Below are 11381 nucleotides of genomic sequence, written 5' to 3'. Positions count from 1 at the left end.
CTGCCGCGAACTCTTCCCACTCCTCTGCCCCCATTGACATATAGAAGCTTCGAAACCCGCCCCGACACGACGAGGGGCGCCAGCCGAAGCCGACGCCCTCCGTGAGACCGTGGGTCAGACGGTCTGAGCCGGGTGCTGCAGCGCCTTGGCCTTCAGCAGGTTGTACTCGTCCTGGGTGATCGTCCCCGCGTCGAGCAGGCTCTTGGCCTTGGCGATCTCGTCGGACGCGCTGGTTCCGGCGACCGACTTGATGTAGTCATCCGCCTGCGACTGGGCCTGCTTCGCGGCCTTCTGCGAACGCTCGGCCATGCCCTGCCCGCGGACGATCAGGTACACCAGTGCGGTGATGAAGGGAGCGAAGATCAGGAAGATGATCCACAGGGCCTTCCACCATCCGTTGAGGGTGTGGTCGCGGAACAGGTCTCCGATGATGGAGAACAGCGCCATCAGGTAGGCGATGAACGCGAAGCTCCAGAAGAATAGCCAGATGATGCTCCAGAAGTTGCTCCAGTCCATGGAGATCTCCTTTCTCTGAGTGAGGGTATCCGCGGACCGGCCGGCCTACGGCTGCTGGTTCAATCTAGCGCTGCATCCGCTGACGGTGGAGAACGGCGCTGATTCGCGTTCCGTAGGTTCCCGCCCTTTCCCACACGGCGCGCTATCGTCACAGATCGGACGCGGGCGCGTCGGCGGAGCACGCGACAACGGCGGGTTGGTCAGCATGAGTCGTCCAATTCCGCGGTGAGATCAAGCTGGACGTGAGAGCCTCGACATCCGATCGGGATGCGTGCTCCTTCGCTTCGAGGATCACCCTCGTGCGAGCCGTTCAGATGTCGCGCACGCACCGGAAGCCGATGTGCGTCGTTGCCGTGTCGTCGGCCTGGGGGGATCGCGCGGCCGGCCGGTATCGCAGGCAGTACTCCGGCGCGCACAGGTGCGAGCCTCCCTTGAGCACGCGCCGCGGAATGCGCGATCCCGGTTCGGCGCTCGCAGCGGCCAGTAGGTTGACCCGACTGCCGGCGTCGACGGATGCAGCACCCGGCAGCACGTGACGTTCGGTGTAGTAGTCGGTGGTCCACTCCCACACGTTTCCGGCGCAGTCGAAGAGACCGTAGCCGTTGGGCGGGAACGTCCCGACGGGCGATGTGCCCACCCATCCGTTCGCCCCTGTGTTCAGGTACGGGAATCGCCCCTGCCAATGGTTGCCGCCGAGGGCGCCGGGCGAATCGGGCTCATCGCCCCACACGTACAGCGCCTGGTCGAGGCCACCCCGGGCGGCGAACTCCCACTCCGCCTCGGTCGGCAGCCGTTTGCCTGCCCATGACGCGTAGGCCTGTGCATCCTCGAAGCTCACCTGCACGACCGGGTGGTCGAGCCGGTCGTCGATGCCCGATTCCGCGCCGAAAGGCTGCCGCCAGCTCGCGCCGGCGCCCCACCGCCACCACTGCCGCCAGTCGCGCAGGTCGACCGGGCCGGCTGTGGGTGCGAAGACCAGTCCGCCGGGCACCAGGTCGGCCGGATCGGCGCCCGGGAAGTCCGCCGGATCGAGCGGCCGCTCGGCGACGGTGACATAGCCGGTCTCATCGACGAACGCGGCGAACTGGGCATTCGTCACCGGATGCGTGTCCATCTCGAACGCGGTGACGGTCCGCTCGTGCACCGGCGTCTCGTCGGCGTAGAACGCCGCGGATCCCATCCGGAAGCTTCCCCCATCGATGAGTGCCATCGGCGTCTCGTTCACCATCCGAGCCTAAGGCGCAGGATGCTGCCACGCGACGTCTCCTCCCGATAGGTTGGCCAGAGGAGGAGCGGACCCATGCAGAAGCCCTTGGCCGGCCTGAACGGAAGCAACATCGTCCGTGAGCTCGTGGCCGGCGTGACCCTGCTGGCGATCGCCATCCCGCTCAACATCGGCTACGCGCAGATCGCCGGGCTGCCTCCCACGGCGGGCCTCTACGCGCTCATCGTGCCGACGATCCTGTACGCCCTGATCGTGTCGTCCCGTCAGCTGGTGGCGTCTCCGGATGCCGCGGCCGCCGCGCTGGTCGCATCCTCCATCGGCGGGCTGGCCGTTGCCGGGAGCGCCGACTACGCAACCCTCGCGCTCGCTCAGGCAATCCTCTGCGGCGGGATGTTCCTGCTGCTCGCCTTCTTCCGGCTCGGATTCCTCGCCAACTTCCTGTCCAAGCCGATCCTGGTCGGGTTCGTCGGCGGCCTCGCACTCGACATCCTGGTGAGCCAGATAGCCAAGATGCTCGGCGTCACGATCGATTCCGGCGGTGAGTTCGTCGACAAGGTGGTCGGGCTGGTCTCCGGCATCGGGACGACGAACCTGATCTCGCTCGCCATCTCCGTCATCTCCGTCATCGTGCTCCTGCTCGGCAAGCGCTTCGCGGCGGCGGTTCCCTGGGCGCTGGTCGTGCTCGTCGTGGCGACCCTGGTCGTCGTCATCGCCCACCTCGATGCGGCCGGCGTCTCGGTGCTCGGGGCGGTTCCGGCCGGACCGCCGGCACTGACCTGGCCCATCATCGACTGGAAGACGTGGCTGCTGCTGGTGCCGTCGGCGATCGCGTTGACGCTCGTCACGACGGCCGAAGGCCTCCTGGTGTCGCGCTCCTTCGGAGAGAAGAGGGACTACCCCACGAGCCCGAACCGCGACCTGTTGGCGTTCGGCGTCGCCAACGTCGCCGCTGGCGCCAGCGGATCCTTCGCGGTCGGCTCGTCGACCTCCCGCACCGCGGCCATGGACTCGGCGGGCTCTCGCACCCAGTTGCCGTCCCTCGTGCTCGCGGTCGGCACACTCCTGCTCCTGCTGTTCGGCACCGCACTGCTCGCGGACATCCCTTCTCCGGCTATCGGCGCCATCGTGGGTGTCGCCGTGCTGCCGCTGCTCGGCATCCGCGATTTCATCGCCCTCTGGCGCGCCGATCGTTTCGAGTTCGCCATCGGCGCCGTCTGCTTTCTGGTCACCCTGTTCGTGGGATCGATTCCGGGCATCGTCGTCGCCTTCGTGCTGGCTCTCATCAACCTGGCCAAGCGTGCCGCCAACCCCGCGATCGACGTTCTCGGTTCCGACGACGACCCGCAGAGCTCGCTCCTCGAGGACGCGCCCGTCGGCTCCGTCACGGCGCCCGGGGTCATCGTCGTGCGGATGGCCGCACCCCTCTTCTTCGCGAACGGGACCGTCTTCTCGGATGCCGTCAAGCGGGCGATCACGGCAGCACCCGACGGGTCCGTGCAGCATCTGGTCATCGACATGGAGGGCGTGACGGATGTCGACGTGACGGCGGCGGAGGCGTTCGAGTCGATGACGCAGTGGCTCGACGACAACGACGTGACGCTGGGCTTCAGTCGCCTGCGGCCTCCCGTGGCGGATCGGATGCGACACCTCGGCATCCTCGGCGACCAACAGGTGTACGCGACCAACCGCTCAGCCATCGGGGCGCTGACGGAGACTCGCTGAGAGGAGAACGACAATGGGTTCGATCATCGGGGAGATCCTCCCCCTTGCGCTGGGCGTCGCGATCAGCCCGATCCCGATCATCGCCGCCATCCTCATGCTGCTCTCGCCGAAGGCGCGAGGCACCAGTGTCGGGTTCCTGATCGGCTGGGTGGTCGGCATCACCGTGGCGGTCGTCGTCTTCACACTGCTCGCGTCCATCATCCCCGCATCCGATCCGGACGCGTCGAAGCCGATCGCCGGCTGGATCAAGATCATCCTCGGAGCGCTCCTCCTCCTGCTCGCGGCGCGGCAGTTCCGCGGCCGACCGACGGGTGACGCCGAGCCCGCTCTGCCCAAGTGGATGAGCGCGATCGACACGATGAACGTTCAGCGCGCCCTCGTGCTCGGCTTCCTGCTCTCGGCCGTCAACCCGAAGAACCTGCTGATGGCGGCCGGAGGGGGCGTGGCGATCGGCGGAGCCGGGGCATCCGTCGGCGCCGAGGTCATCGCGATCGTCGTCTTCATCGTCATCGCCGCGAGCTCGGTCGCCGTGCCGGTCATCGCCTACCTCGTCGCGGCAGACCGAATGGCTGCGCCGCTCCAAAGCTTGCGGGGGTGGCTGGTGCACAACAACACGACGGTCATGGCCATCCTCCTGCTGGTAATCGGCGTGGTCATGGTCGGCAAGGGAATCGGCAGCTTCTGATCCTGTCGTCGCGGCCTCCCGAGGGGCCACGCGCCTAGCGCGGTGCTACGGCAGCAGTCGCGTCGGTCCGCGGAACAGGTAGGTGGTCTCGCGGATGGACGACTCGCCCAGCATGAGCATCAGCACTCGGGCCAGGCCCATGCCGAATCCACCGTGCGGCGGAACGCCATACCGGAAGAAGTCGAGGTAGAAACCCAGCTCCTCGGGGTCGAGGCCCTTCGACTTCGCGTTCTCGACCAGGACGTCGATGCGGTGCTCGCGCTGCGCGCCCGTCGAGATCTCCGTGCCGTTGTAGATGAGGTCGTACGAGTTGGTGATCGACTCATCCGCCGCGTTGCGCATGTGGTAGAACGGCCGGATGCTGGACGCGTAGTCGGTCAGGAACACGAAGTCGTGGCCGAACTCCTCCTTGACGTACGCGGAGATCTGACGCTCGCCCTCGGGGTCCATGTCGTCGTCCGCGCGCGGGATCTCGTAGCCGCGGTCCGCGACGATCTGCTTCGCCTCGGCCAGCGGGATGCGGGGGAACGGGGTAGTGGGAACCTCGAGCTCGATGCCGAACAGCTCGGCGATCTCGGCGCCGTGCTTGGCCTTGACGGCGCTGAAGCCCGCGACCATGAGCTCCTCGTGCAGCTTCATGACGTCCTCATGCGAACCCACCCAGCTGATCTCGGCGTCGACCGACGTGAACTCGGTCGCGTGACGCGAGGTGAACGACGGGTCGGCGCGGAACGCGGGACCGACCTCGAACACCTTGCCGAACCCGGCCGGTTGCGCCATCTGCTTGAAGAACTGCGGGCTCTGGGCGAGGTAGGCCTTGCCCTCGAAGTAGCCGACCTCGAAGAGCTCGGCGCGCGACTCGCTGGCGCTCGCCATGAGCTTCGGGGTGTGGATCTCGACGAAGTCGTTCTCGACCCAGTACGTGCGCAGCGCGTGCAGGAACGTGGTCTGGATGCGGAAGATGAGCGCCTGACGCGGCTGACGGAGGTCGAGGAAGCGCCAGTCCATCCGCTTGTCGAGGCTGGAGTCGGCGGCGATCGGCGTCTCGGGGTTCGCCTCGGCGACGATCTCGAGCGACCCGATCTTCACCTCGAGGCCACCGAGCTTGACGCGCTCGTCCTTCTTCAGCTCTCCGGAGACCGTGATGAACGAGCCGTGCGAGAGCGCCGAGATGGCCTCGGTCGTCGCCAGGCGCGCAGCCGAGGCGTTGTCGGCCTCATCGAGTTCGCGTACGGCGGGGTTCACGAGCTGCACGGCACCGGACTCGTCGCGCAGGATGACGAACTGCACCTTCTTCTGGTCGCGCACGGTGTCCACCCATCCGGAGACGGTCACAGGGCCGTCGGCGAGGGAGGCGAGGTTCTTGACAAGGGTGCGGGAAGTCACAAGCGACGATTCTACCCGCGCGATGCCGGGCGCCCGTCGGCCCGGACTGCTCAGCACGGCGCCCCGCGCTCTCGGCGAACTCGCGGCAAGGCGCTCCGTAGTATTGGGGGGTGCCAGCATCCCGCATCCATCTCGTGCGGCACGGCGAGGTGGCCAACCCCGAGCACGTGCTCTACGGACGACTCGACGGCTTCGGCCTGTCGCCGCTCGGCGTGCAGATGGCCCAGGCGGCAGGCGATGAGCTCACCGCATCCGGTCGCCCGGTGAGCGCCCTGTTCGCGTCGCCCCTGCTGCGCGCCCAGCAGTCGGCCTCCCCCATTGCTACCGCCTTCGCGCTGCCCATTCAGACCGACGAGCGCTTCGTCGAGCCGACCAACGCCTTCGAGGGCAAGCGGATGCGCGGACCGGGCGGCGCCCTCCGTGACCCACGCAACTGGCGGTACATGGCCAACCCGTTCAAGCCCAGCTGGGGTGAGCCGTTCTCGTCCATCGTCTCTCGCATGATGGCGGGGATCGCGGATGCCGACGCCTCGGTCGATGGAGGCGACGTCGTGATCGTCAGCCACCAGGCCTGCATCACGATGGTCGCCCGATCGGTCGCGGGCAAGGGCCTCGCGCACAACCCGGGCACTCGCCGCTGCAACCTGTCGAGCATCACGAGCCTCGAGAAGCACGGCGACCGTTACGTCGAGGTCGGCTACTCCGACCCCGCGGCGCACCTCAGCGGCTCGGCCACCGACGTGGGCGCCGTCTGATGCGCGGGCGCCACCTCACCGCGGTCGTGGCTCTCGCCTTGAGTGCGACGCTCGCCCTCGCCGGCTGCTCGAGTGAGCCGCTCGCCGACCAGTACAAGGCGGGCTCAGGCAAGAACTACGTCGCCGGCGACGGCACGGTCACCGAGATCGCCCAGAAGGATCGCGCTGCGGCGGTCGAGTTCAGCGGAACCACCGAGAGCGGCGACCCGTTCTCCTCGGCCGACCAGGCGGGCCAGGTCATGGTGGTCAACTTCTGGTACGCCGCATGCGCGCCCTGCCGTGCCGAGGCGGGCGACCTCGAGAAGATCAACAAGGAGTTCGGCGGCAAGGGTGCCACCTTCGTCGGCGTGAACGTGCGGGACCAGGCCGCCACCGCCGCCTCCTTCGAGCAGACCTACTCGGTCGGCTATCCGTCGATCATCGACGCCCAGACCGGAAGCGTTCAGCTCGCCTTCGCCGGTACCGTTCCGCCGAACGCCGTGCCGACCACGCTCGTGCTCGACGCGAAGCATCGCGTGGCCGCGCGCATCCTGGGTCAGCTGCAGAGCCCCGACATCCTCGAGACCCTTGTGCGCGACACCATCGCCGAAACCGACTGATGGGCGGAGTCGGAGACATCGTGATGAGCGGGCAGTTGCTCGCCGCCGTGCCCATCGCCATCGCCGCAGGGCTGGTCTCCTTCCTTTCCCCGTGCGTGCTGCCGCTGGTGCCCGGCTACCTCGGCTATGTCGGCGGGTTCACGGATGCCTCAGGCGACGCGCGCGTCGAACGTCACTACCGCCGCCGGCTTCTGCTCGGCGTCGCGTTGTTCGTGCTCGGGTTCACCCTCGTGTTCGTCGCCTTCTCGGCCGCGGCGGGCGCGATCGGAATCTGGTTGAAGGTGTACTCCGACCTGATCTTCCGCGTGCTCGGCGTCGTCGTCATCCTCATGGGACTCGTCTTCATCGGCCAGTTCACCTTCCTGCAGCGCACCATCAAGCCGGGCTGGCGACCGGCGACCGGCCTCGCCGGCGCTCCGCTGCTGGGCATCGTCTTCGGCATCGGGTGGACGCCCTGCATCGGGCCGACGCTCGCCGCCGTGCTCAACCTCTCGCTCAGTTCGGCGTCGGTCTGGCGAGGGGCGCTCCTCGGAGTGGCCTACTGCATCGGCCTCGGCGTCCCATTCCTCCTGGTCGCTCTCGGCTTCAGCTGGGTGACGGGCGCCGTGGCATTCTTCAAGCGGCATATTCGGGCGATCAATATCGTGGGCGGCTCACTGCTCATCGTGGTGGGCCTGTTGATGGTGACGGGAGTCTGGACAGCGTGGATGTCGAGCCTGCAGGCGGTGATGGCGAGCTTTGACCTCTTCCTCTGACGACCGCACTCCCGACGAGCGTGCGCACGACGGCGACGGCGAGGCGAACCTCGCCCGGCCCGACGACCACGTCGATTCGCAGGCACCGGCATCCGTCGACGATTCCGTCACCAGCCCGAAGCTCGGCTTCGTCGGCTGGCTGCGCTGGTTCTGGCGGCAACTCACGAGCATGCGAACGGCGCTGTTCCTGCTGCTGCTGCTCGCGATCGCGGCGGTGCCGGGCTCCCTCGTGCCCCAGCGCTCGAGTGACCCGAACGGTGTCACGCAGTACTTCCGCGACAACCCCCACCTCGCGCCCTTCCTCGACAAGCTGCAGGCGTTCGACGTCTACAGCTCGGCCTGGTTCTCGGCCATCTACCTGCTGCTGTTCATCTCCCTCATCGGCTGCGTCATCCCGCGCACCAAGCACCACCTCGAGGCGCTCCGCGCCAAGCCGCCCCGCACACCGGCCCGCCTCTCCCGCCTCGACGTGCATACCGAACGGACGGCGAACGCCGACGCTGATGCGGCGATCGAGGCCGCCCGGTCGCAGCTCAAGTCGGCGGGCTACCGCGTGGCGCTGTTCGAGTCCCGCGGCGAGAAGAGCGTCTCGGCGGAGCGCGGGTACCTGCGCGAGACCGGAAACCTCATCTTCCACTCCGCGCTCGTGGGCATGCTCATCACCGTCGGCTTCGGCAGCGGATGGGGATTCACGGGCCAGCGCGTGCTCGTGGAGGGCCAGACGTTCGTCAACACCCTCTCCGCCTACGACTCGTTCAACCCCGGACGGTTCTTCAGCCCCGACGCGCTCGACCCGTACTCCCTCACCCTCGATGACATGTCGGTGACGTACGAGCAGAAGAACGCGAAGGCGTTCGGGCAGCCGATCGACTACCTCGCCTCCGTCTCGGTCTCGCACCAGGGCCAGAAGCCGACCAAGCAGCGCATCAAGGTCAACGAGCCGCTCCGCACCGGCGGCACCGACATCTACCTGCTCGGCAACGGCTACGCGCCGACCATCACGGTCAAGGACCCGAGCGGCAAGGTCGTCTTCACCGACAGCATCCCGTTTCTTCCGCAGGACCCCCAGCTCACCTCCATCGGCATCGTCAAGGTGCCCGACGGCCTCGCCAAGCAGATCGGCATGATCGGGCTGTTCTACCCGACTCAAGGCGCCAAGCAACCCCCCTTCTTCTCGAGCTACCCTGACCTGGAGTACCCCGTGCTGACCATGCAGGTGTTCGAGGGCGACCTCGGCATCGACAAGGGCACGCCGACGTCGGTGTACACGCTGAACACCGACACGATGACCGAGATCGCGGGCGGCAAGGCTGCCTCCAAGGCGCTCGAGCTCATGCCCGGCCAGACCCAGCAGCTGCCGAACGGCCTCGGATCCGTCACCTTCGAGAACGCGTCGCCGACCGCATCAACAGACGACTACTCGCAGTCCGTTTCCCGGTTCGCGTCGCTCGACTTCCACCACGACCCGACGCAGGGGTGGGTCGCCCTGTTCGCCGCACTCATCCTCGGCGGCCTCATCGTCTCGCTGTTCATCCCGCGCCGGCGCATCTGGGTGAAGGTTCGTGCAGACGAAGGCCGCGATGGCGCGCTCATCATCGAATACGCTGGACTTGCACGAGGCGAGGATCCCGGCCTGAAGGCCGCCGTCACCGCCGTCGCGGACAGACACGCAGCCGGGCTCGGCGCATCCGCCCCTCCCGCTGCCGAGAAGCCAGTACCCGAGAAGAACAGCGAGGCGTAGGCCGTGAACTTCGACGAGATATCCGTCATCGCCCTTTACTCGGCGATGGCCGTCTACGCGCTCGCCTTCATCTTCTATGCGGTCGACCTGGCCCGCCGCTCCTCCGCGGTCGGTGTGGTCGAGAGCGCGTCGCCGGTCGCAGCTGATCGGGCAGCGGGCGCGCAGGCCGCCGGAGTGACGACGACGCTCGTGCGCGACACGACAACCCTCGACACGACGGATGCCGGTGCCGCTCGCTATGGACGCTCGCCCTCGTTGCGCATCGGCGTCGCGCTCACGGTCATCGCCTGGGTGCTGCACCTCTCGGCCGACGTGCTGCGGGGAGTCGCGGCAGGGCGGGTGCCGTGGGCGAACATGTACGAGTTCGCGATGACCGGAACGCTCGTCATCGTCACCGTGTACCTCATCGTCAACATCAAGATCGACCTGCGGTTCCTCGGCACGTTCATCACCGGGCTCGTGCTCATCCTGCTGGGGTTGGCATCCGTCAACTTCTACGTCGCCGTCACGCCGCTGCCACCGGCGCTGCAGTCGATCTGGCTCATCATCCACGTCTTCGTCGCCTCGACCGGCACGGGCTTCTTCGCCCTCGGCTTCGGCCTGTCAGTGGCGCAGTTGCTGCAGGCGCGGCGCGAGTCGATCGCGGCCGGCGCGACCTCGGCGGTGCAGCGCCTGATGGCCACGCTGCCGTCGGCCGAGCGACTCGAGGCGCTGGCCTATCGCATCAACATCATCGGCTTCATCCTGTGGACGTTCACGCTCATGGCCGGAGCGATCTGGGCCGAGAAGGCGTGGGGGCGCTACTGGGGGTGGGACACCAAGGAGGTCTGGACCTTCATCATCTGGGTGATCTACGCCGGGTACATCCACGCGCGGGCCACCCGCGGCTGGCGCGGCTCACGCGCGGCGTGGCTCGCCATCATCGGCTTCTCGGCCGTGATGTTCAACTTCACCATCGTGAACCTGTTCTTCAAGGGCCTGCACGCCTACTCCGGCCTGTGATGCCGGCGGCCGCTCAGAGGTGGCCGTAGACCCGCTTCAGGCGGGCGAGCCACCACTGCGTGCGCTCGGGCGAGGCGGCGTGCTCATCGAGAAGTGCCTCATCGACGTCGACCCGCCGCACGTCGATCGCGCCGTCCCGCACGGACAGCGGATCCCGCGTGACGTCGGCGGCGAGCAACTCGGCCGTGCCGAGGCCGCAGTCGTACTCCAGGTCGGAGATCGACGCGGCGAGGTAGGCGCCCATCGCCAGCCCGACACTGGTGTCGAGGGCGCTCGAGACGACGACCGGCAGGCCCGCCGCGCCGATGATCTCCTGCGCGCGCCGGATGCCGCCGAGTGGCTGGGCCTTGATCACCAGCAGGTCGGCCGCCCCCGCCTCGGCCACCGCGAGGGGATCCTCCGCCCGCCGAACGCTCTCGTCCGCCGCGATCGGGATGCCCATGTACTTCGTGCGCCGACGCAGCTCGGCGAGGTCGTCGACGCTCGCGCAGGGTTGTTCCACGTACTCCAGGTCGTAGGCGGAGAGGGCGTGGATGGCGTGCTCGGCCTCGTCGAGGTTCCAGTTGGCGTTGGCATCGACGCGGATGCGGCCCTCCGGTCCGAGCACCCGCCGCGCCGCCGCTACCCGGGCGACATCGTCGGGGAGGGTGCAGTCCGACTCGGCCACCTTGACCTTCGCGGTGCGGCACCCGGCGAAGCGCTCCAGGACGCCCGCCACGGCATCCGCGTCGACGGCCGGAACGGTCGCGTTGACGGGGATGCGGTCACGCAGCGGCACCGGCATCGCCCGCCAGCCGAAGTCGATCGCCGCCGACAGCCACGCGGATGACTCGACGTCGTCGTACTCGGCGAACGGAGAGAACTCGGTCCACCCCTCGGGTCCGCGCAGCAGCATCGCCTCGCGCACGTCGATGCCGCGGAAGCGGGTGCGGAGGGGGAGCGCGACCACTCGCGCGGTGGCGAGCAGTTCGGCGAGCGGCGGCAGTGGCACCCGC

At 68.0% G+C, this 11381-nt stretch carries 11 protein-coding genes; 7 read left to right on the top strand and 4 right to left on the bottom strand.

Going from position 1 to position 11381, the window contains the following annotated elements; genetic code table 11:
- Positions 1 to 114 precede the first annotated feature (114 nt).
- Together E6C70_RS16325 and E6C70_RS16320 are read right to left on the bottom strand one after the other, a co-directional pair.
- Entirely contained in the window at positions 115 to 516 is a 402-nt protein-coding gene (locus E6C70_RS16325; protein WP_136425561.1) for an SHOCT domain-containing protein, read from the bottom strand.
- Between the two features lie 310 nt (positions 517 to 826).
- The gene (locus E6C70_RS16320) at positions 827 to 1726 is read right to left on the bottom strand and encodes a formylglycine-generating enzyme family protein (protein WP_136425560.1); all 900 of its coding nucleotides are present in this window, start codon (positions 1724 to 1726) and stop codon (positions 827 to 829) included.
- 90 nt (positions 1727 to 1816) lie between these two features.
- Between E6C70_RS16320 and E6C70_RS16315 the strand changes: the two genes are divergently transcribed.
- Both E6C70_RS16315 and E6C70_RS16310 read left to right on the top strand, forming a co-directional pair.
- The gene (locus E6C70_RS16315; RefSeq protein WP_136425559.1) at positions 1817 to 3463 is read left to right on the top strand and encodes a SulP family inorganic anion transporter; all 1647 of its coding nucleotides are present in this window, start codon (positions 1817 to 1819) and stop codon (positions 3461 to 3463) included.
- 13 nt (positions 3464 to 3476) lie between these two features.
- The gene (locus E6C70_RS16310) at positions 3477 to 4148 is read left to right on the top strand and encodes a GAP family protein (RefSeq protein ID WP_136425558.1); all 672 of its coding nucleotides are present in this window, start codon (positions 3477 to 3479) and stop codon (positions 4146 to 4148) included.
- A gap of 45 nt (positions 4149 to 4193) precedes the next feature.
- On the opposite strand, the gene aspS is transcribed toward E6C70_RS16310, so the two are convergent.
- Positions 4194 to 5534 (bottom strand): aspartate--tRNA(Asn) ligase, encoded by a 1341-nt coding sequence (aspS, locus tag E6C70_RS16305; RefSeq protein WP_168770997.1) that lies wholly within the window; start codon positions 5532 to 5534, stop codon positions 4194 to 4196.
- A gap of 110 nt (positions 5535 to 5644) precedes the next feature.
- On the opposite strand from aspS, the gene E6C70_RS16300 reads away from it, so the two are divergent.
- Genes E6C70_RS16300 through ccsB form a run of 5 tightly spaced genes read left to right on the top strand, consistent with a single transcriptional unit; the run spans position 5645 to position 10386 of the window.
- Positions 5645 to 6289 carry a histidine phosphatase family protein gene (locus E6C70_RS16300; protein WP_136425556.1) on the top strand — a complete coding sequence of 215 codons (645 nt, stop codon included), beginning with the start codon at positions 5645 to 5647 and terminating at the stop codon, positions 6287 to 6289.
- Positions 6289 to 6888, top strand: coding sequence for a TlpA family protein disulfide reductase (locus E6C70_RS16295; RefSeq protein WP_136425555.1), 600 nt, complete (start codon positions 6289 to 6291; stop codon positions 6886 to 6888). Before E6C70_RS16300 ends, E6C70_RS16295 begins: the two co-directional genes overlap by 1 nt.
- Entirely contained in the window at positions 6888 to 7643 is a 756-nt protein-coding gene (locus E6C70_RS16290; protein WP_136425554.1) for a cytochrome c biogenesis CcdA family protein, read from the top strand. The genes E6C70_RS16295 and E6C70_RS16290 overlap by 1 nt, the downstream gene beginning before the upstream one ends.
- Complete coding sequence (resB, locus tag E6C70_RS16285) at positions 7627 to 9384, top strand: cytochrome c biogenesis protein ResB (protein ID WP_136425553.1); 1758 nt, start codon at positions 7627 to 7629, stop codon at positions 9382 to 9384. The genes E6C70_RS16290 and resB overlap by 17 nt, the downstream gene beginning before the upstream one ends.
- Positions 9385 to 9429: 45 nt before the next feature.
- On the top strand, positions 9430 to 10386 hold the full coding sequence (gene ccsB / locus E6C70_RS16280; RefSeq protein ID WP_136425575.1) for a c-type cytochrome biogenesis protein CcsB: 957 nt from the start codon (positions 9430 to 9432) through the stop codon (positions 10384 to 10386).
- A 13-nt stretch (positions 10387 to 10399) separates the two neighbouring features.
- Here the strand turns inward: ccsB and E6C70_RS16275 are convergent, their stop codons facing one another.
- Positions 10400 to 11377 carry an o-succinylbenzoate synthase gene (locus E6C70_RS16275; RefSeq protein ID WP_136425552.1) on the bottom strand — a complete coding sequence of 326 codons (978 nt, stop codon included), beginning with the start codon at positions 11375 to 11377 and terminating at the stop codon, positions 10400 to 10402.
- Positions 11378 to 11381: the final 4 nt, after the last annotated feature.

The sequence above is a fragment of the Orlajensenia flava genome, assembly GCF_004801905.1.
In the GTDB taxonomy this organism is placed as follows: Bacteria; Actinomycetota; Actinomycetes; order Actinomycetales; family Microbacteriaceae; genus Orlajensenia; species Orlajensenia flava.
Note: the sequence above shows the minus strand (reverse complement) of the source record. Positions and strands in the feature narration are given on the sequence as shown.

Coding starts and splice junctions, on each gene's coding strand:
- E6C70_RS16325 (WP_136425561.1), bottom strand. CDS start 516: ATGGACTGGAGCAACTTCTGGAGCATCATCTGGCTATTCTTCTGGAGC.
- E6C70_RS16320 (WP_136425560.1), bottom strand. CDS start 1,726: ATGGCACTCATCGATGGGGGAAGCTTCCGGATGGGATCCGCGGCGTTC.
- E6C70_RS16315 (WP_136425559.1), top strand. CDS start 1,817: ATGCAGAAGCCCTTGGCCGGCCTGAACGGAAGCAACATCGTCCGTGAG.
- E6C70_RS16310 (WP_136425558.1), top strand. CDS start 3,477: ATGGGTTCGATCATCGGGGAGATCCTCCCCCTTGCGCTGGGCGTCGCG.
- E6C70_RS16295 (WP_136425555.1), top strand. CDS start 6,289: ATGCGCGGGCGCCACCTCACCGCGGTCGTGGCTCTCGCCTTGAGTGCG.
- E6C70_RS16290 (WP_136425554.1), top strand. CDS start 6,888: ATGGGCGGAGTCGGAGACATCGTGATGAGCGGGCAGTTGCTCGCCGCC.
- ccsB (WP_136425575.1), top strand. CDS start 9,430: ATGGCCGTCTACGCGCTCGCCTTCATCTTCTATGCGGTCGACCTGGCC.